Genomic DNA, 18,634 nt, shown 5'->3' with positions numbered 1-18,634 from the left:
AAAAGATCTCAGCCACAAAAAAGCCCGCCAAGGTTCACACCATGGCGGGCTTTTCATTACAGCGAATATCAAGCCGTACGCTGGGCCTTTTCTTCTTCACCCAGGCACGCCGCTGCGGTAAACAGCACGTCAGTCGACGAGTTCAGCGCCGTCTCCGCCGAGTCCTGCAACACGCCAATAATGAAACCGACCGCCACCACCTGCATGGCAATCTCACTCGGAATGCCAAACAGGCTGCACGCCAACGGAATCAACAGCAACGAACCACCCGCCACACCCGACGCGCCACACGCGCAAATCGCGGCGACAACGCTGAGCAGAATCGCCGTCGGAATGTCCACGGCAATACCCAATGTGTGCACGGCCGCCAGCGTCAACACGGTAATGGTAATCGCCGCACCGGCCATATTGATGGTCGCGCCCAGCGGGATCGACACCGAATAGGTGTCTTCATGCAGGCCCAGACGCTTGCTCAACTCCAGATTGACCGGAATATTCGCCGCCGAACTGCGGGTGAAGAATGCAGTGATACCGCTTTCACGCAGGCACTTGAGGGTCAGCGGATACGGGTTGCGACGCAGTTTCCAGAACACGATCAGCGGGTTCATCACCAGCGCCACGAACAGCATGCAACCGAGCAGCACGGCCAGCAGGTGCGCGTAACCGATCAGCGCGCCGAAGCCGGACGTAGCCAGCGTCGAAGCGACCAGACCGAAAATGCCCAGCGGCGCGAAGCGAATCACCACACGCACGATCAAGGTCACACCGTTGGACAGATCCCCCAGCACTTCGCGGGTGGTGTCGCCGGCATGGCGAATCGCGATGCCCATGCCGATCGCCCAGGCCAGAATGCCGATGAAGTTGGCGTTCATCAGTGCGCTGACCGGGTTGTCGACCACGCTCAACAGCAGGCTTTGCAGCACTTCGCCGATACCGCCCGGCGCCGTCACCGAAACGTTGTCGGTCGACAGTACCAGATGCGACGGGAACGCCATGCTCGCGACCACGGCCACGACCGCCGCAGCGAAGGTGCCCAGCAGATAGAGGAACAGAATCGGGCGGATGTGGGTTTCCTGGCCGTGCTTGTGGTTGGCAATCGAGGCCATTACCAGCACGAACACCAGAATCGGTGCGACGGCTTTCAACGCCGATACGAACACTTTACCGATGAACGCCGTGCCTTTCGCCGCTTCCGGGGCGAACAGCGCCAGGGCGATACCGGCGATCAGGCCAATGAGGATCTGCGTGACCAGGCTGAGGTTCTTGAGGCGTTGCAATAGAGAAGGGGATGAAGCGGTCATAGCGGCATCTCTGATTTTTTATAGGGTGCAAGGTTGCGTAAAGCGATGGCAAAACAGGGGCAGACCACCGCCACGAACCGAAAGTGTTGACGCGACATCAACGCCAATAAGCCGGTCGTTGAACAGGCCGTACGTTTTTCAGGGCGCGGACTTTATCACAGCGTAGGCCTTATCCTTCAGGCATGTGACGATCTGCCACCGGATCAGGCAACAAAGTCGGCAGGTTTGTGCAAGTCAGCCCGGACACACTCTGTTAAGATTGCGCATCCTTATTTTCAAACTCTGCCAGCGGGCCTCCGGGTCAACGCTGGTGTCGTCGTTTTGCTGGAGTTGCGCATGCTGTTGCCCATTCTTCTGTTGTCCGCTGCCGGATTCACGGTGCTGACCACGGAATTTGTTATCGTCGGCCTGTTGCCGGCGATTGCCCGAGACCTCGCAGTCACCATCCCGCAGGCCGGGTTGCTGGTGACTTTGTTCGCCTTCACGGTGGCGATGTTCGGGCCTTTCCTGACCGCGTATTTCGCCCGCTTCGAGCGGCGCAAGCTGTTTATCAGCATCCTGATCATGTTTGGTCTGGCCAATACCGTGGCGGCGCTGGCGCCGAATATCTGGGTGATGGCGATTGCCCGGTTGATCCCGGCGCTCGGTCTGCCGGTGTTCTGGGCCTTGGCCAGTGAGACTGCCGTGGACATCGTCGGTCCGGATTTCGCCGGTCGCGCGATTGCCAAGATCGGTTTTGGCATTGTCTGCGCCACGGTGTTCGGCATTCCAGTCGGCACGCTGATTTCCGATGCGTTCGGCTGGCGCAGTGCCTTTGGGATTTTGGCGGTGATCGCTTTTGCCAAAGCCTTGTTGCTGTTTGTTTATCTGCCGAAAACCAGTCTGCACCAGCACCAGGTCAGCTTCCGCTCGCAATTCAAAATCCTGCGCAGTCCGCTGATGATCGGCCATATCCTGCTGTCGATTCTGGTGTTCAGCGGCATGTTTACCGCTTACACGTATCTGGCCGACATTCTTGAGCGCCTCGCCGGGTTCAACGGCACTGTCGTCGGTTGGTGCCTGATGGCCTTCGGCGCGGTCGGGTTGATTGGTAACTCGCTGGGCGGTCGTGCGGTGGATAAGCATCCGCTGGGAGCGTCGGTGTTGTTCTGTGCGTTCATGATTGCCGGCATGGTCTCGCTGGTGCCGAACATTCATTCGCCGCTGGGCTTGGCGGTGGCGATGGGGATCTGGGGCGTAACCCAGGCTGCGTTGTTCCTGGTCAGCCACGTGCGCCTGATGAAAGCGGCGCCGGAAGCGCCGGCCTTTGCCGCCTCGTTGAACATCGCCGGGGCCAATCTGGGGATCGGCCTGGGCGCCATCGTCGGTGGTCGGGTCATCGACAGCGCGGGTCTGGGCTTCCTTGGCTTTGCCGCCGCCGGGTTCATTTTGCTGTCGGTGTTCCTCGCCATGGTGCTGATGACGCTCAAGCCGCGCGAAATGTGCGCCGAGGCCTCATAACGCGGTAAACAGCTCGCGTCGGGCACCTTCGGTAATCGCAACGATGCCGGGGTGCTTGACCTTGCGTTCCACCGAAATGGCGTAGAACGACTCGGTCACCGCGTCGGTCTGGCCAATCAGCTCGACGCCATACTGGCGCTTCACCTCATCGGCAATCACGCTCGGGCCGATAAAAATCCCGCTGCCGGATTGGCCGAAGGCCTGCATCAAGGCACTGTCATCGAATTCGCCGACAATTTGCGGCTGGATCTGCTGCTCGGCAAACCAGCGCTGCAAGCGGCTGCGCACCACGGTTTCCGGCCCGGGAATCAACAGTGGTGCACCGTGCAGACTGCGTGGGAAATCCTGGCCGTATTTGGCTGCCAGTTCCGGGGTGGCGAAAAAACTGATCCCGCACTCACCGAGCTTTTGGCTATAGCCCTTGATGTCGAGGTGCGAGGGCATCGGGCTGTCGGAAATCACCAGGTCCAGACGCTGGATGGCCAGATCGGCGAGCAAACGTTCGAGCTTGTCTTCGCGGCAGGTGATGCGCAGTGGTTCGTTCAGCTCCATGGTCGGTGCGATCAGGCGATAGACGATGGATTTCGGCACCACGTCAGCCACGCCGACGCGGAACAGGATCTGCTGTTCGTTGGGTTGCGCGCGCAGCATCAGTTCCAGCTCGCCACCCAGCTGAAACATTTGCTCGGCGTAGGGCAGGGCTTGGCGTCCGGCTTCGGTCAATTCGAGTTGCCGGCCGACCCGTCTGAATAACTCGATGCCATACGTCTGTTCGAGCAGTGAAATTTGCCCGCTGATGGTTTGTGGGGTCAGGTTCAGTTGCTCGCAGGCGCGCACGATGCTGCCGGTCTTGGCTACGACCCAGAAGTAATGCAGTTGTCGATAATTGAGCATGACGTTCTACAGTTCGTGAAAACCGAAGTATAGCCGCTAAAAATACGAATTTTCCTGAAGTGTTCATCTCCCTAGAATGCCCAGCCATCGACGGCTGGTCTGTGACCCTGTCTGTTCATTCGAAGGAAGCCTCATGAAATACACCATCCCAGCATTGATGTTTACGTCTTTACTGCTTCTGGCCGGTTGCGATCAGGCCGAGAAAAGCGCTCAGCAACTGATGGGCAAGGCTGCCGAAAGCGCCAAGCAAGCGATTGACGACACCCACAAAGCCGCCGAGCAAGCACTCAGCGATGCCACCGGCGGGCTGATCGAGAAGAAAGAAACACCGGAAAAAGATGCGGAAAAATCCGAATCTTCCTCCAAGACCATCTAATTCGTCTTACACAGAGTCAGGACTGACCCATGGAATATCTGTTACAGCTCGCCGCCAGCCCCACCGCCTGGGTTGCTTTGGCCACCTTGGTGGTGATGGAAATCGTGCTCGGCATCGATAACCTGATCTTTATCTCGATCCTGACCAACAAGCTGCCCAAGCAGTATCAGCAGAAAGCGCGCCGCATCGGTATCGGTATGGCGTTGATTCTGCGTCTGGCACTGTTGAGCACCATCGCCTTCATCGTGCAGCTGACTGCGCCGGTGATCGAGATTCTGGGCCAGGCGTTCTCCTGGAAGGACATGATCCTGATTGCCGGTGGTCTGTTCCTGGTCTGGAAGGCCACGACTGAAATCCATCACAGCATGGACCCGGCGCCGGAAGATCCGAAGTCGGCGACCTCGACGGTTACCCTGGGTTTTGCCGCCGCTATCGGTCAGATCCTGATGCTCGACATGGTGTTCTCGATCGACAGCATCATTACTGCGGTCGGCATGACCGAACACTTGCCGATCATGATCATCGCGGTGGTGGTGTCGGTACTGGTGATGCTGTTTGCTGCTGAGCCGCTGGCCAAGTTCATCAACGACAACCCGACGGTGGTGATGCTGGCTCTGGGCTTCCTGATCATGATCGGTATGACCTTGATCGCTGAAGGCTTCGGTGCCCACGTACCGAAAGGTTATGTGTATGCGGCGATGGCGTTCTCGGCAGCGATTGAAGTGCTGAACATGATGTCGCGTCGGGCGAGGCAGAAGAAACTGGCTGAGCAGGCGTAACTGCTGAAAGTACAAAAACCGCCTGAACTCTTAGAGAACAGGCGGTTTTTTTTGAATCAAGATTTGCAGTGTGGAATAGATCCAGCCCCTCACCCCAGCCCTCTCCCAAGGGAGAGGGGGAAAGGGAGCCGATTTGTGTAGTTTTTAAACGTGTGTTCAACCTGGTCTTCCAGGTCGGCGTAGCTCGAAAAACAACTCGATCAGTCCCCTCTCCCTCCGGGAGAGGGCTAGGGTGAGAGGCTTTTGCTTTTAAAGTTTGGCCTCAGTGCGCAGTTGCGTGACGCGGGCTGTGCTTCTCGGTTTTCTCAACCGCAGCAGGCTCAACCGGATGATGGTGGCGCCGCGAAATCCGCAACACCCCCCACAACATGGCAGTCGCCACGGCCAGCCAGCCGGCAATCAACATCACAATGGTCATGGTCAGGCTCATCAGTGCCTCCTCTTCGCCCTGCATCGGGCGCACGCTTTTTCAATTCGCTCTGTTTCAGTGACAGTCTAGACAATGGGGTGTTTCAGACTATTGACCAAAGGTCGATTGCGACCAATCAGTTTGCTCTATGCAATCGATGGGGCTGCCGCTTAAGGCTATACCGCAGCCTGGAGCGGCCCTATGATCGCAGGCGTTGCCGGAACACGATGACCGGCGTCTGAACAGAGAGTGATGATGGTGCAGGTATTTTCTCGAATTCGTGCGGCGCTGCTGGTGGCGGGTTGCGCGGCCGTGTTGACCGGATGTGCAGGCAGTGTCGCGCCCGAGGTCAAGCGTCTGCCGGAGCGGGTCGAACTCAGCGGCACGTTCTATCGCGGTGAAGCCAATCAAAGCGGGCCGCAAGTGCTGGCTAGCCTGTTGTCGCAGCAGGGCATCGTGATTACCCCGGGGCTGCTCGAGAAACCATTGCACCTGCCGGGTGCCGAAGACCAATTGCAGCAGAATCTGCAAAACCTTGCCCGTGAGTACGGCATGGTGGTGTACCCGCTGGACAGCAAGCTGCCAGCGCTGTTGAAGCAAGTGGCAGCGGGTTATCCGGTGATGGTGCGTTTCAGCGAGGGTTCGGCATTCTGGGCCGAACCGCGTTACGCGATCCTGTCCGGCTACGACCGCAATAAGCAGAAAGTGTTGCTGCGCGCCGGCATGAACCGTCGCGAGCTGATGAGTTTCAGTTCCTTTGAGTCGGCACTGGAAAAGTCCGGTGGCTGGGCCGTGCTGATTCAGAAACCGTCGCAGATCCCCGCAGCCGTCGACCGACAGCGCTGGCTCAAAGCGGCGGATGATCTGGCTCAGGCCGGTCAGGAAAACGAAGCGGCGCAGGCGCGCAAGGCGCTGGCAGCCCACTGAGTCTCCGTTCGTCATTTGCCGGGCACGACTGCGCCCGGCAGGCCTCCTACGAATAGAACCCGCTTTCCGCGGGTGAATCAGGAGGCGATATGACAGATTCCCAAGCACCGAAAGGCCCGCATTCGTCCGAGCATTCTTCGGGAGATGATCTGGGGTTTGATCCGGACTCGCCCGACCTCGATGATCCGCAAGTCGATCCTGTCGGCCCCGCCAAGGCGCCTCTCGACGTTGAGCCAGGCGAAGACCCCAGGAAACCAGCCAAACCCTACGATCCCCTGGCTGATCTGAAACCTTGATGCGAGGTGCGTATGAGTACTGATTCAAGCTTCGACGACCATAAACCCGACAGTGTGCCCACCACGCCAGAGCCGGAGATTGATCCGGTGCTGGACCCGGACAGCCCGCTGCGCGACCCGATGGCCCGGCCCAACGTGTTGACGCCGGAACCTGCGCGGGATCCGAGCGCGGGCGATGGCATCCCTGATGACGACAAGATGCCGCTGCCCAATGACTGATTCGCAGATGAAAAAAAGCCCCGAGGATTCGGGGCTTTTTCTTGTGCGGCAGGTTACTTGGACGCTTCGACCACGCCGCTCTGGCGCGACTTGAGATTTTTCACGGCTTTGTATTGCTGGGCCACGGCTGGGACGTTGGCGCTCCTGCCGGTTTCCACCCAGCTGCGGATGCGGCTGGCATCGGCAAAGTGGGTGTACTTGCCGAACGCGTCGAGAATCACCAAAGCGACCGGGCGATTGCCCATTTTCGTCACCAGAACCAGGCAATGCCCGGCGGGGTTGGTGAAGCCGGTTTTAGTGATCTTGATGTCCCAGTCGGCTTTATTGACCAAGTGATCGGTATTACGGAAACCCAGGGTGTAATTGGGTTTACGGAACGACACGGTTTTTTCCTTGGTGGTGGTCAGTTCGCTGAGGAGCGGATACTTATGCGCGGCCACCAGCAACTTACTCAGGTCGCGGGCGGTGGAAACGTTACGCTCCGACAGGCCTGTCGGTTCGACGAAATGCGTGCTGGTCATGCCCAGTGCCTTGGCTTTGGCGTTCATCGCCGCGATAAAGGCGGCGTAGCCTCCCGGATAGTGGTGCGCGAGGCTGGCGGCCGCGCGGTTCTCCGAAGACATCAAGGCGATCAGCAGCATCTCGCGGCGCGGCAGTTCACTCTTGAGTTTGACTCGGGAAAACACACCGCGCATTTCCGGTGTGTTGCTGATATCGACATTGATCCATTCGTCCATGTTCTGCCGGGCTTCAACCACTACCAAACCGGTCATCAACTTACTGACGGAGGCAATCGGTACGATCACGTCAGGGTTGCTGGAGTAGATGACTTTGTTGGTCTGCATATCCATGAGCAGGGCGCTGCCGGAGGCGATCTTCAGGGTCGAAGCGTCACGGGGGGCAGCGGTGGTTTCCGCAGCGTTGATCGTTGGCGTGATGAATGTGCCTGTAAAAGCAAAAAACAGGCTCAGAATCGAAAGACGAATTTTCACGCGGGCGAACTCATAAAGGTTGGATATTCCGTTAGTTTGTAACGGGTTATTTCTTCAAAGCGTCGCATTCTAGGAGTATGGCTGAAGATCTGTCGATGGTTGTTTGAACGACCTGAAAAACTCGTGAAAAGGCCTGTAAAAAGAGGGGTTTCCGGCGAACGGTTACAGTTTTTTCTCAGGCATGAAAAAACCCGCACAAGGCGGGTTTTTCTTATTGCTGAAAGTACCGATCAGGCGTGCAGGGTTTCTGCCGCATAAAGGGTGTTTTCCAGCAGGCAGGCGCGGGTCATCGGACCGACGCCACCCGGCACCGGAGTGATCCAGCCAGCGCGGGGCAGGGCGGTTTCGTAGACTACGTCGCCGACCAGTTTGCCGTCGTCCTGACGGTTGATGCCGACGTCGATCACGATCGCGCCTTCCTTGATCCACTCGCCTTTGACCAGGCCCGGCTTGCCGGCGGCCACCACCACCAGATCAGCACGGCCAACGTGGCCGGCCAGATCCTTGGTGAAGCGGTGAGTCACGGTCACGGTGCAACCGGCCAGCAACAGTTCCATCGCCATCGGGCGCCCGACGATGTTGGAGGCGCCGACGACCACTGCGTCCATGCCATAAAGGTCAGCGCCAGTGCTTTCCAGCAGCGTCATGATGCCTTTAGGCGTGCATGGACGCAGCAGCGGAATGCGCTGGGCCAGACGACCGACGTTATAAGGATGGAAACCGTCGACGTCTTTGTCCGGGCGGATACGCTCCAGAAGTCTGGAGGCATCCAGGTGCTCGGGCAGCGGCAACTGAAGCAGGATGCCGTCGATTGCAGGGTCGTCGTTGAGACGATCGATCAGATCGGTCAACGCGTCTTGCGTGGTGTCAGAGGGCAGGTCGTAGGCTTGAGAGAGGAAGCCAACCTCTTCACAGTCTTTACGCTTGTGCGAGACATAAACCTGAGAGGCAGGATCGCTGCCGACCAGGATCACCGCGAGGCCGGGAGTGCGCAGGCCTTGCTGGCGACGCTCGGCAACTCTTTGGGCGATCTGCTGGCGCAGGCTGGCGGCGATCGATTTGCCGTCGATTAGTTGTGCAGTCATTGCGCGTGATTAACCATCGAGAGGGGAAAAAATGAGAACGCATTCTCGCATGTCGAGCGGTGAGGGCAAAGGCGCTTGGTCAGCAAATTCCTCTAACTCCTTTAATTAAATGAATTTTTTTCAAAAAGGATTTGACGACCTTCGGAGCGCTCTATACTATTCGTCGCACTTGTCGGGCACAGCCTAGCACTGGTTAAGAAGGTGAAGCGGAATCAAGGTTCTGCGACACTGGAAAGCACTTAGTTTGTAGTCCTTTAAGAGTACAGATTAATAAGGCGCCCGTAGCTCAGCTGGATAGAGCATCCGCCTTCTAAGCGGATGGTCGCAGGTTCGAGTCCTGCCGGGTGCGCCATTAGGCAGCTTTGGCACAAGTAACGCGATATGGTGGGCGTAGCTCAGTTGGTAGAGCACGGGATTGTGACTCCCGTTGTCGTGGGTTCGATCCCCATCGTCCACCCCATATTTCGAAAGGCGCCAGATGTAACAGTCTGGCGCCTTTGCTTTAAAAGCTTCATCCGCGGATGTGGTGGAATTGGTAGACACACTGGATTTAGGTTCCAGCGCCGCGAGGCGTAAGAGTTCGAGTCTCTTCATCCGCACCAATTAAAGCTTCATTCATGTCTTCGGGCTGGTGAGGTTTCAACAAAGAAGTTGTTTGGCTTTTTTGTTACGCAATATGGTGGGCGTAGCTCAGTTGGTAGAGCACGGGATTGTGACTCCCGTTGTCGTGGGTTCGATCCCCATCGTCCACCCCATATTTCGAAAGGCGCCAGATTTAACAGTCTGGCGCCTTTTTTGTTTTAGCGCTTCTGAAAATCGGTGATTGCCGGTTTCGGGGTGCAGGGGCAGGGCGCTTCGTCGTATTTATGTTGCTCGATGATGCTGCGCTGTTCGCCGGGCTTGCTTGCAAGAGCGGCCGTCAGGGAGTGATTGGCAGTCTCTTCTATATATAGAAGCGGTTGGCGCAGAGCCCTGGCGTGATTGGTTGTATTCGCCTGTGGGACGCGCTGCATTGGTGTGGCGGTCCCGATAATATGCCTGCTGTTTTTTTACCCGTTTTCAGTAGGGTGACTTCTTGAGTTTGACCCACTAGAATGCATGCCCTTGATTCTGGGGTCGGAAACGGCCGGCTAACGTCTGTGCAACGAGGAATATCCATGCAAGTTTCTGTTGAAAATACTACTGCTCTCGAGCGCCGCATGAGCGTCACCGTGCCGGCAGAGCGCATCGAGACTCAGGTCAACAAGCGTCTGCAGCAGACTGCCCAAAAGGCCAAGATTGCTGGCTTCCGTCCAGGCAAAGTGCCAATGAGCGAAATCAAGCGCCGTTTCGGTGCTGATGCTCGTCAGGAAGCGGTAGGCGACGTGATCCAGTCCTCCTTCTACGAAGCTGTGGTCGAGCAGAAGCTGAACCCGGCAGGTTCGCCATCGATCGAGCCTAAGTCGCTCGAAGCTGGCAAAGACCTGGAATACGTTGCTGTATTCGAAGTGTTCCCTGAGTTCACCGTTGCCGGTTTCGACGGCATCACCGTTGAGCGCCTGAGCGCTGACGTGGCTGACGCTGACCTGGACAAAATGCTCGACATCCTGCGCAAGCAGAACACTCGTTTTGAAGTGGCCGATCGCGCTGCCCAGAACGAAGACCAACTGAACATCGATTTCGTTGGCAAGGTTGACGGCGAAGTATTCGCTGGCGGCTCCGCCAAGGGCACTCAACTGGTGCTGGGTTCCGGTCGCATGATCCCGGGCTTCGAAGAAGGCCTGGTTGGTGCTAAAGCCGGCGAAGAGCGCGTTCTGAACCTGACCTTCCCTGAGGACTATCAGAACCTGGACCTGGCCGGCAAAACCGCCGAGTTCACCGTGACCGTCAACACTGTGTCCGAGCCTAAGCTGCCAGAGCTGAACGAAGAGTTCTTCGCTCAATTCGGCATCAAGGAAAGCGGCATCGATGGTTTCCGCACCGAAGTTCGCAAGAACATGGAGCGCGAACTGCGTCAGGCGATCAAATCCAAGGTCAAGAATCAGGTAATGGACGGTCTGCTGGCCACCAACCCGATCGAAGTACCTAAGGCGCTGCTGTCCAACGAAGTTGACCGTCTGCGCGTGCAGGCTGTTCAGCAGTTCGGTGGCAACATCAAGCCTGATCAACTGCCGGCCGAGCTGTTCGAAGAGCAAGCCAAGCGCCGCGTCGTGCTGGGCCTGATCGTTGCTGAAGTGGTCAAGCAGTTCGACCTGAAGCCTGACGAAGCTCGCGTTCGCGAAATGATTCAGGAAATGGCTTCGGCTTACCAAGAGCCTGAGCAGGTTGTGTCGTGGTACTACAAAAACGAGCAGCAGCTGAACGAAGTGCGTTCGGTTGTGCTGGAAGAACAAGTTGTGGATACTGTTCTGCAGAAAGCTAGTGTGACCGACAAAGCGGTCTCTTACGAAGAAGCAGTCAAGCCGGTAGAAGCTCCAACAGCCGACTGATTGAATTTGCGTTAAGAAGTACACACCATAAGCCAGCTCTCGAGCTGGCTTATGCGTATTCAAGACATAACTATTTGGGAGCGACTGCAGAGCATGTTCCGTAATTCTTATATTCAGCAGAACTCTGATATCCAGGCCGCCGGCGGCCTGGTCCCGATGGTTGTCGAGCAATCTGCTCGTGGCGAACGCGCCTATGACATCTATTCGCGCCTGCTCAAGGAGCGAGTGATCTTTCTGGTTGGTCCGGTAGAGGACTACATGGCCAACCTGATCTGCGCGCAACTGCTGTTCCTTGAAGCGGAAAACCCGGACAAGGACATCCATCTTTACATCAACTCCCCGGGCGGTTCGGTGACTGCAGGCATGTCGATCTACGACACCATGCAGTTCATCAAACCGAACGTGTCGACCACCTGCATCGGCCAGGCCTGCAGCATGGGTGCATTCCTGCTGACCGCAGGTGCCCCGGGCAAGCGTTTCTGCCTGCCGAACTCGCGCGTGATGATTCACCAGCCACTGGGCGGTTTCCAGGGCCAGGCGTCGGACATCGAGATCCATGCCAAGGAAATCCTCTTCATTCGCGAGCGTCTGAACACGCTGATGGCCAAGCACAGCGGGCGTACTCTGGAAGAAATCGAGCGCGATACCAATCGCGACAACTTCATGAGTGCAGAAGCTGCGAAGGAATATGGCCTGATCGACGAAGTGATCAACCAGCGCCCAGCTTAAAATAAGCAGCTCAAAATAGGCTTGGTCGGCTTGTCTGATCAGCGGCGGGCTTGAAAAAGCCCGCAATAGCCTTCATCTTGTGTTGCAAGCCTATCGGATTTGGATCGAACGAATGACTGACACCCGCAACGGCGAGGACAACGGCAAGCTGCTCTATTGCTCCTTCTGTGGCAAAAGCCAGCATGAAGTGCGCAAATTGATTGCCGGCCCCTCGGTCTTTATCTGCGACGAGTGCGTCGACCTGTGCAATGACATCATCCGTGAGGAGGTGCAGGAAGCCCAGGCCGAAAGCAGCGCGCATAAATTGCCTTCGCCTAAAGAAATCAGCGGCATCCTTGACCAGTACGTCATTGGTCAGGAGCGTGCCAAAAAGGTTTTGGCCGTAGCGGTGTACAACCACTACAAGCGCCTGAACCAGCGTGACAAAAAGGCTGACGACGTCGAACTCGGCAAGAGCAACATCCTGCTGATCGGCCCGACAGGCTCCGGTAAAACCCTGCTGGCCGAAACACTGGCCCGCTTGCTGAACGTTCCGTTCACCATTGCCGACGCAACCACCCTCACCGAGGCGGGTTACGTGGGTGAAGATGTCGAGAACATCATTCAGAAGCTGCTGCAGAAGTGCGATTACGACGTAGAGAAAGCCCAGATGGGTATTGTCTACATCGACGAAATCGACAAGATTTCCCGCAAGTCCGACAACCCGTCGATCACCCGGGACGTTTCCGGTGAAGGCGTGCAACAGGCCTTGCTGAAGTTGATCGAAGGCACGGTCGCATCCGTACCGCCGCAAGGTGGTCGCAAGCACCCGCAGCAGGAATTCCTGCAGGTCGACACCCGTAACATCCTGTTCATCTGCGGTGGTGCGTTCTCTGGTCTGGAAAAGGTTATTCAAAACCGTTCCACCAAGGGCGGCATCGGCTTCAATGCGGAAGTGCGCAGCAAGGAAGAAGGCAAGAAAGTCGGTGAATCCCTGCGTGAAGTCGAGCCTGACGATCTGGTCAAGTTCGGTCTGATCCCGGAGTTCGTCGGTCGTCTGCCGGTCCTCGCGACGCTGGACGAGCTGGATGAGGCTGCGCTGATGCAGATCCTCACCGAGCCGAAAAATGCTCTGACCAAACAGTATGCCAAGCTGTTCGAGATGGAAGGCGTGGATCTGGAATTCCGCACAGACGCGCTGAAATCGGTCGCCAAGCGTGCCCTGGAACGTAAAACCGGTGCCCGTGGTCTGCGTTCGATTCTCGAAGGTGTACTGCTCGACACGATGTATGAAATCCCCTCGCAGTCCGAGGTGAGCAAAGTCGTGATCGATGAAAGCGTGATCGAAGGCAAGTCCAAGCCACTGTATATCTACGAGAACAGTGAGCCGACAGCCAAGGCAGCGCCGGACGCGTAAGCGTCCAGTCTGCTGGAATAAAGAAGGGGCCTTCGGGCCTCTTTTTTTTTATGTCATTTTTTACATCCGCTTAGCGCTTGTTTTTTTTCAAGGCAGCCCCCATCTTGGTTTCAAGCTCAATTCCATCTGATTACGGCCATATGGCCGCCGTAGAGGCGAAATCATGAAGACAACCATCGAATTGCCTCTCCTGCCATTGCGTGATGTCGTGGTTTATCCGCACATGGTTATCCCGCTGTTCGTGGGGCGCGAGAAATCCATCGAAGCCCTCGAGGCCGCGATGACGGGCGACAAGCAGATCCTCCTGCTGGCCCAGAGAAACCCGGCTGACGACGATCCCGGTGAAGACGCTCTCTATCGCGTAGGTACCATCGCCACTGTTCTACAGCTTCTGAAGCTGCCTGACGGCACCGTAAAGGTTCTCGTCGAGGGTGAGCAGCGTGGCACCGTCGAACGCTTCAGCGAAGTCGACGGCCACTGCCGTGCTGAAGTTTCGCTGATTGAAGAAGTCGACGCTGCCGAGCGCGAATCCGAAGTGTTCGTGCGCACGCTGCTGTCGCAGTTCGAACAATATGTGCAGCTGGGCAAGAAAGTCCCGGCTGAAGTCCTGTCGTCGCTCAACAGCATCGATGAGCCGGGTCGCCTGGTCGACACCATGGCGGCGCACATGGCGCTGAAAATCGAGCAGAAGCAGGAAATCCTCGAAATCATCGATTTGTCGGCCCGGGTCGAGCACGTTCTGGCGTTGCTGGATGCCGAGATCGATCTGCTGCAAGTCGAAAAACGCATTCGTGGCCGCGTCAAAAAGCAAATGGAGCGCAGTCAGCGCGAGTACTACTTGAATGAGCAGATGAAGGCCATTCAGAAAGAACTCGGCGACAGCGACGAAGGCCACAACGAAATCGAAGACCTGAAAAAGCGTATCGACGCTGCCGGTCTGCCGAAAGACGCGTTGGCCAAGGCCACGGCCGAGCTGAACAAGCTCAAGCAGATGTCGCCGATGTCCGCTGAGGCCACGGTGGTGCGCTCGTACATCGACTGGCTGGTGCAAGTGCCGTGGAAGGCGCAGAGCAAGGTTCGCCTGGATCTGGCGCGTGCAGAAGACATTCTCGATGCCGATCACTACGGCCTCGAAGAGGTCAAGGAACGTATCCTTGAATACCTCGCCGTGCAAAAACGCGTGAAGAAAATCCGTGGCCCGGTGTTGTGCCTGGTCGGTCCTCCGGGCGTGGGTAAAACCTCGCTGGCAGAGTCGATCGCTCACGCCACCAACCGCAAATTCGTGCGCATGGCCCTCGGTGGCGTGCGTGATGAAGCGGAAATTCGCGGTCACCGTCGGACTTACATCGGTTCGATGCCGGGAAGATTGATTCAAAAGATGACAAAAGTGGGTGTGCGCAACCCGCTGTTCCTGCTCGATGAAATCGACAAAATGGGCAGTGACATGCGTGGCGACCCGGCATCGGCATTGCTGGAAGTGCTCGATCCAGAGCAGAACCACAACTTCAACGACCACTATCTGGAAGTCGATTACGACCTTTCCGATGTGATGTTCCTGTGCACCTCGAACTCGATGAACATCCCGCCGGCGCTGCTCGACCGGATGGAAGTGATCCGTCTGCCGGGCTACACCGAAGACGAGAAGATCAACATCGCGGTCAAATACCTCTCGCCTAAACAGATCGCCGCTAACGGTCTGAAGAAGGGCGAGCTGGAATTCGACGCAGAAGCGATTCGCGACATCATCCGTTACTACACCCGTGAAGCCGGTGTGCGTGGCCTCGAACGTCAGATCGCCAAGGTCTGCCGCAAGGCTGTTAAAGAGCACGCACTGGAAAAACGCTTCTCGGTGAAAGTGACAGCTGATCTGCTGGAGCACTTCCTGGGTGTGCGCAAATTCCGCTACGGTCTGGCCGAACAGCAGGATCAGATCGGTCAGGTGACCGGCCTTGCCTGGACACAGGTGGGCGGCGAATTGCTGACCATCGAAGCCGCGGTTGTGCCGGGTAAAGGTCAGTTGATCAAGACCGGTTCGCTGGGCGATGTAATGGTCGAATCGATCACTGCTGCGCTCACTGTAGTGCGCAGCCGCGCCAAGAGCCTGGGCATTCCTCTGGACTTCCACGAGAAGCGCGACACGCATATCCACATGCCCGAAGGGGCGACCCCGAAGGACGGCCCTAGCGCTGGTGTAGGCATGTGCACGGCGCTGGTGTCGGCATTGACCGGCATTCCGGTGCGCGCCGATGTCGCCATGACCGGTGAAATTACCCTGCGTGGTCAGGTGCTGGCAATTGGTGGTCTGAAGGAAAAATTGCTGGCGGCTCACCGCGGCGGAATCAAGATTGTGATTATTCCGGAAGAGAACGTGCGTGATCTGAAGGAGATTCCTGACAATATCAAGCAGGATCTGCAGATTAAACCGGTTAAATGGATTGACGAGGTCCTGCAAATTGCGCTGCAATACGCGCCGGAGCCCTTGCCGGATGTGGCTCCGGAGATAGTTGCCAAGGATGAAAAACGTGAGTCTGACTCTAAGGAAAGAATTAGCACGCATTAATACGCTTTTGACTGGGGGGCTTCCTTGACAGTTTTTTAGAGCCCTTGTTATAAAGCGGCTCTTAAGTGTCTGTAGGCCATTCAGCACTCGTTTTTGCTTTCACCAAAAAACTTAGAATCATCTCAAAATAGATATAAGGGGACTTAGAGTGAACAAGTCGGAACTGATTGATGCTATCGCTGCATCCGCTGATATCCCGAAAGCTGCTGCTGGCCGTGCGCTGGACGCTGTAATCGAATCCGTCACTGGCGCTCTGAAGGCTGGCGACTCCGTTGTTCTGGTTGGTTTCGGTACTTTCTCCGTGACGGACCGTCCGGCTCGTACCGGTCGTAACCCTCAGACCGGCAAGACTCTGGAAATCCCGGCTGCCAAGAAGCCAGGTTTCAAAGCCGGTAAAGCACTGAAAGAAGCTGTTAACTAAGTTTTCAGGTTTTTACCCATCCGGGTCGGGGTCATGCCTGACTTGGCAGCGGAGCGGTAGAGCAGGTCGCTGAAACAGTGGCCTGTAACGCCGGGATCGAGGGTTCGAGCCCTGTCCGCTCCGCCAGTTACGAGAAGGCGCATCCTCGGATGCGCCTTTCTTCTATCCGGATTCTACCCACGCTCCACGGTTGCCTAATTTTGAAGTTCAACCGTTTCTGGGGGACGCATGCTGCAGAATATCAGGGACAATTCACAAGGCTGGATTGCCAAGACCATTATCGGGGTCATCGTTGCACTGATGGCTCTGACCGGTTTCGACGCCATTTTCCAGGCCACGACTCACAAGAATGAGGCGGCCAAGGTCAACGGTGAAGAAATCAGCCAGAACGAACTGAGTCAGGCCGTTGATATGCAACGCCGTCAGTTGATGCAACAGTTGGGCAAAGACTTCGATGCTTCCTTGCTTGATGAGAAAATGCTGCGCGAATCGGCCCTCAAGGGTCTGATCGATCGCAAGCTGCTGCTGCAAGGCGCCGAACAAGCGAAATTCGCTTTCTCCGAAGGCGCACTGGACCAAGTGATCCTGCAAACACCTGAATTCCAGGTGGACGGCAAGTTCAGCTCCGAGCGCTTTGACCAGGTGATCCGTCAACTGGGTTACAGCCGTATGCAATTCCGCCAGATGCTGGCTCAGGAAATGCTGATCGGCCAACTGCGTGCCGGTGTGGCTGGCAGCGGTTTCGTCACCGACGCTGAAGTGTTGGCATTTGCCCGTCTGGAAAAACAGACCCGCGATTTCGCCACACTGAACGTCAAGGCTGACCCGGCAGCGGTCAAACTGACCGACGACGAAGTCAAGGCGTACTACGACGAGCACGCCAAGGAGTTCATGACTCCGGATCAAGTGATCATCGATTACGTAGAACTGAAGAAGTCTTCGTTCTTCGATCAGGTTGCGGTCAAGGACGAAGACCTGCAGGCGGCGTATCAGAAAGAGATCGCCAACCTGTCGGAACAGCGTCGTGCCGCGCACATTCTGATCGAAGTGAACGACAAGACCACCGAAGCTCAGGCCAAGGCGAAGATCGACGAAGTCCAGGCGCGTCTGGCCAAGGGCGAGAAGTTCGAAGCGCTGGCCAAGGAGTTCTCGCAGGACCCGGGTTCGGCCAACAACGGTGGTGACCTCGGTTATGCAGGTCCGGGTGTTTACGACCCGGCGTTCGAAAAAGCCTTGTACTCCTTGTCGAAAGACCAGGTGTCCGAGCCGATTCGTACTGACTTCGGTTACCACTTGATCAAGCTGCTGGGTGTGGAAGCGCCTGAAGTGCCGACTCTGGCCAGCCTGAAAGACAAGCTGACCCGCGAGCTGAAAGCCGCACAGGTCGAGCAGCGTTTTGTCGAGGCGACCAAGCAACTGGAAGACTCGGCGTTCGAAGCGTCTGACCTGGCTCAGCCAGCGGCGGATCTGAAACTGACCGTGCACACCTCCAAGCCGTTCGGCCGTGAGGGTGGCGAAGGTGTTGCGGCCAACCGTGCCGTGGTCACCGCAGCGTTCAGCACTGAAGTGATCGACGAAGGTGCCAACAGCACCGCCATTGAGCTGGATCCGGAAACCGTGATCGTGCTGCGTTCCAAGGAGCACCTGAAGCCTGCGCAACTGCCGCTGGAAAGCGTGAATGTGGCTATCCGCACTCAGTTGACCAAAGAGCACGCCAGTGCGGCTGCCAAGACCAAGGCCGAGAAGCTGATTGCTGATCTGCGTGATGGCAAGGCGCCGTTGGACAAGGCAGTTGAGGGTCAGAACTGGAAAGCCACCGAAGCGGCCACTCGTGGTCAGGAAGGTGTTGATCCGGCGGTGCTGCAGGCGTTGTTCCGTATGCCGAAGCCGGCTGCCAAGGACAAGCCGACGTTCACCAGCGTGACGTTGCCCGATGGCAGTCTGATGATCGTGCGTCTGAATGGCGTTAACGAAGCGGCTGCGCCGACGGATGAAGAGAAGGTTCAGTACCGTCGTTTCCTTGCTTCGCGTGAGGGGCAGCAGGACTTTGCGGCGTATCGCAAGCAGTTGGAAGCTCAGGCTGAGATCAAGCGGTTTTGATGGTTGACTGAGATGTAATGTGAAAGCCCCGGCCTGAATAGGTCGGGGCTTTTTTTTTGCGCTGGGTGGCTGGGTGTGGCGGCCTTTGGGCCAGCCATGCTGCGGGTGTTTTTTATGAATATCCGTTTCTGCGGGTGTTGCCGCTGGCGGTTCCGCCCTTACGGCGGGTCACTTTGGCAAAC

General features: G+C 57.0%; 17 protein-coding genes and 4 tRNA genes. 16 read left to right on the top strand and 5 right to left on the bottom strand.

The genetic code is table 11. The annotated features are described in order from the left end of the window. Nucleotides 1–68: 68 nt before the first annotated feature. Nucleotides 69–1,301, bottom strand: coding sequence for a serine/threonine transporter SstT (gene sstT / locus PMI23_RS07535; RefSeq protein WP_007917349.1), 1,233 nt, complete (start codon nucleotides 1,299–1,301; stop codon nucleotides 69–71). 336 nt (nucleotides 1,302–1,637) lie between these two features. On the opposite strand from sstT, the gene PMI23_RS07530 reads away from it, so the two are divergent. Next, a complete protein-coding gene (locus PMI23_RS07530) occupies nucleotides 1,638–2,801 on the top strand; it encodes an MFS transporter (protein ID WP_007917347.1) in 1,164 nt (387 codons plus the stop codon). Here PMI23_RS07530 and nhaR read toward each other — a convergent pair. Further along, on the bottom strand, nucleotides 2,796–3,695 hold the full coding sequence (gene nhaR, locus PMI23_RS07525; protein ID WP_007917345.1) for a transcriptional activator NhaR: 900 nt from the start codon (nucleotides 3,693–3,695) through the stop codon (nucleotides 2,796–2,798). The genes PMI23_RS07530 and nhaR overlap by 6 nt on opposite strands. Before the next feature lie 133 nt (nucleotides 3,696–3,828). On the opposite strand from nhaR, the gene PMI23_RS07520 reads away from it, so the two are divergent. Together PMI23_RS07520 and PMI23_RS07515 are read left to right on the top strand one after the other, a co-directional pair. Continuing rightward, nucleotides 3,829–4,071 (top strand): hypothetical protein, encoded by a 243-nt coding sequence (locus PMI23_RS07520; protein ID WP_007917343.1) that lies wholly within the window; start codon nucleotides 3,829–3,831, stop codon nucleotides 4,069–4,071. Between the two features lie 29 nt (nucleotides 4,072–4,100). Next, on the top strand, nucleotides 4,101–4,850 hold the full coding sequence (locus PMI23_RS07515) for a TerC family protein (RefSeq protein ID WP_007917342.1): 750 nt from the start codon (nucleotides 4,101–4,103) through the stop codon (nucleotides 4,848–4,850). A gap of 262 nt (nucleotides 4,851–5,112) precedes the next feature. Here the strand turns inward: PMI23_RS07515 and PMI23_RS29835 are convergent, their stop codons facing one another. Next, nucleotides 5,113–5,280 carry a hypothetical protein gene (locus PMI23_RS29835; protein ID WP_177321046.1) on the bottom strand — a complete coding sequence of 56 codons (168 nt, stop codon included), beginning with the start codon at nucleotides 5,278–5,280 and terminating at the stop codon, nucleotides 5,113–5,115. Between the two features lie 234 nt (nucleotides 5,281–5,514). On the opposite strand from PMI23_RS29835, the gene PMI23_RS07505 reads away from it, so the two are divergent. The 3 genes from PMI23_RS07505 to PMI23_RS07495 all read left to right on the top strand — a co-directional run bounded on the left by PMI23_RS07505 (nucleotide 5,515) and on the right by PMI23_RS07495 (nucleotide 6,701). Then, complete coding sequence (locus tag PMI23_RS07505; protein WP_007917339.1) at nucleotides 5,515–6,186, top strand: peptidase C39 family protein; 672 nt, start codon at nucleotides 5,515–5,517, stop codon at nucleotides 6,184–6,186. A gap of 89 nt (nucleotides 6,187–6,275) precedes the next feature. After that, entirely contained in the window at nucleotides 6,276–6,482 is a 207-nt protein-coding gene (locus tag PMI23_RS07500; protein WP_007917337.1) for a DUF6021 family protein, read from the top strand. A 12-nt stretch (nucleotides 6,483–6,494) separates the two neighbouring features. Further along, nucleotides 6,495–6,701: a hypothetical protein gene (locus tag PMI23_RS07495; protein ID WP_007917335.1), complete on the top strand. Its 207-nt coding sequence runs from the start codon at nucleotides 6,495–6,497 to the stop codon at nucleotides 6,699–6,701. Between the two features lie 53 nt (nucleotides 6,702–6,754). On the opposite strand, the gene pbpG is transcribed toward PMI23_RS07495, so the two are convergent. Together pbpG and folD are read right to left on the bottom strand one after the other, a co-directional pair. Further along, nucleotides 6,755–7,693, bottom strand: a complete 939-nt coding sequence (gene pbpG / locus PMI23_RS07490) for a D-alanyl-D-alanine endopeptidase (RefSeq protein ID WP_007917333.1) — start codon at nucleotides 7,691–7,693, stop codon at nucleotides 6,755–6,757. Between the two features lie 230 nt (nucleotides 7,694–7,923). Next, a complete protein-coding gene (folD, locus tag PMI23_RS07485) occupies nucleotides 7,924–8,778 on the bottom strand; it encodes a bifunctional methylenetetrahydrofolate dehydrogenase/methenyltetrahydrofolate cyclohydrolase FolD (protein ID WP_007917331.1) in 855 nt (284 codons plus the stop codon). A gap of 275 nt (nucleotides 8,779–9,053) precedes the next feature. Here folD and PMI23_RS07480 point away from each other — a divergent pair. From PMI23_RS07480 to PMI23_RS07430, 10 genes are all read left to right on the top strand, one after another. Next, nucleotides 9,054–9,130 (top strand) — tRNA-Arg (locus PMI23_RS07480). 32 nt (nucleotides 9,131–9,162) lie between these two features. Continuing rightward, nucleotides 9,163–9,238 (top strand) — tRNA-His (locus tag PMI23_RS07475). A 57-nt stretch (nucleotides 9,239–9,295) separates the two neighbouring features. Beyond that, nucleotides 9,296–9,380, top strand: a tRNA-Leu gene (locus PMI23_RS07470). 77 nt (nucleotides 9,381–9,457) lie between these two features. Continuing rightward, nucleotides 9,458–9,533, top strand: a tRNA-His gene (locus tag PMI23_RS07465). A 402-nt stretch (nucleotides 9,534–9,935) separates the two neighbouring features. Further along, the gene (gene tig / locus PMI23_RS07455; RefSeq protein WP_007917329.1) at nucleotides 9,936–11,246 is read left to right on the top strand and encodes a trigger factor; all 1,311 of its coding nucleotides are present in this window, start codon (nucleotides 9,936–9,938) and stop codon (nucleotides 11,244–11,246) included. Between the two features lie 93 nt (nucleotides 11,247–11,339). Next, nucleotides 11,340–11,975 (top strand): ATP-dependent Clp endopeptidase proteolytic subunit ClpP, encoded by a 636-nt coding sequence (clpP, locus tag PMI23_RS07450; protein WP_007951559.1) that lies wholly within the window; start codon nucleotides 11,340–11,342, stop codon nucleotides 11,973–11,975. 112 nt (nucleotides 11,976–12,087) lie between these two features. Beyond that, nucleotides 12,088–13,371, top strand: a complete 1,284-nt coding sequence (gene clpX / locus PMI23_RS07445) for an ATP-dependent Clp protease ATP-binding subunit ClpX (protein ID WP_003223632.1) — start codon at nucleotides 12,088–12,090, stop codon at nucleotides 13,369–13,371. A gap of 163 nt (nucleotides 13,372–13,534) precedes the next feature. Next, nucleotides 13,535–15,931: an endopeptidase La gene (lon, locus tag PMI23_RS07440; protein ID WP_007917325.1), complete on the top strand. Its 2,397-nt coding sequence runs from the start codon at nucleotides 13,535–13,537 to the stop codon at nucleotides 15,929–15,931. 148 nt (nucleotides 15,932–16,079) lie between these two features. Further along, nucleotides 16,080–16,352, top strand: coding sequence for an HU family DNA-binding protein (locus PMI23_RS07435; protein ID WP_003183171.1), 273 nt, complete (start codon nucleotides 16,080–16,082; stop codon nucleotides 16,350–16,352). A 228-nt stretch (nucleotides 16,353–16,580) separates the two neighbouring features. Then, complete coding sequence (locus PMI23_RS07430; RefSeq protein ID WP_007917317.1) at nucleotides 16,581–18,452, top strand: SurA N-terminal domain-containing protein; 1,872 nt, start codon at nucleotides 16,581–16,583, stop codon at nucleotides 18,450–18,452. Nucleotides 18,453–18,634: the final 182 nt, after the last annotated feature.

The organism is Pseudomonas sp. GM24 (assembly GCF_000282235.1).
Taxonomy (GTDB): domain Bacteria; phylum Pseudomonadota; class Gammaproteobacteria; order Pseudomonadales; family Pseudomonadaceae; genus Aquipseudomonas.
The sequence above is the reverse complement of the archived record's forward strand: the minus strand, read 5'-3'. Positions and strand labels throughout refer to the sequence as shown.

Excerpts from the sequence above, each read along its gene's own strand:
- clpX (WP_003223632.1), top strand. The coding sequence starts at position 12,088 with ATGACTGACACCCGCAACGGCGAGGACAACGGCAAGCTGCTCTATTGC.
- PMI23_RS07495 (WP_007917335.1), top strand. The coding sequence starts at position 6,495 with ATGAGTACTGATTCAAGCTTCGACGACCATAAACCCGACAGTGTGCCC.
- PMI23_RS07430 (WP_007917317.1), top strand. The coding sequence starts at position 16,581 with ATGCTGCAGAATATCAGGGACAATTCACAAGGCTGGATTGCCAAGACC.
- clpP (WP_007951559.1), top strand. The coding sequence starts at position 11,340 with ATGTTCCGTAATTCTTATATTCAGCAGAACTCTGATATCCAGGCCGCC.
- PMI23_RS07515 (WP_007917342.1), top strand. The coding sequence starts at position 4,101 with ATGGAATATCTGTTACAGCTCGCCGCCAGCCCCACCGCCTGGGTTGCT.
- PMI23_RS07500 (WP_007917337.1), top strand. The coding sequence starts at position 6,276 with ATGACAGATTCCCAAGCACCGAAAGGCCCGCATTCGTCCGAGCATTCT.
- folD (WP_007917331.1), bottom strand. The coding sequence starts at position 8,778 with ATGACTGCACAACTAATCGACGGCAAATCGATCGCCGCCAGCCTGCGC.
- PMI23_RS07505 (WP_007917339.1), top strand. The coding sequence starts at position 5,515 with ATGGTGCAGGTATTTTCTCGAATTCGTGCGGCGCTGCTGGTGGCGGGT.
- sstT (WP_007917349.1), bottom strand. The coding sequence starts at position 1,301 with ATGACCGCTTCATCCCCTTCTCTATTGCAACGCCTCAAGAACCTCAGC.
- PMI23_RS07530 (WP_007917347.1), top strand. The coding sequence starts at position 1,638 with ATGCTGTTGCCCATTCTTCTGTTGTCCGCTGCCGGATTCACGGTGCTG.
- nhaR (WP_007917345.1), bottom strand. The coding sequence starts at position 3,695 with ATGCTCAATTATCGACAACTGCATTACTTCTGGGTCGTAGCCAAGACC.
- tig (WP_007917329.1), top strand. The coding sequence starts at position 9,936 with ATGCAAGTTTCTGTTGAAAATACTACTGCTCTCGAGCGCCGCATGAGC.
- PMI23_RS29835 (WP_177321046.1), bottom strand. The coding sequence starts at position 5,280 with ATGAGCCTGACCATGACCATTGTGATGTTGATTGCCGGCTGGCTGGCC.
- PMI23_RS07520 (WP_007917343.1), top strand. The coding sequence starts at position 3,829 with ATGAAATACACCATCCCAGCATTGATGTTTACGTCTTTACTGCTTCTG.
- lon (WP_007917325.1), top strand. The coding sequence starts at position 13,535 with ATGAAGACAACCATCGAATTGCCTCTCCTGCCATTGCGTGATGTCGTG.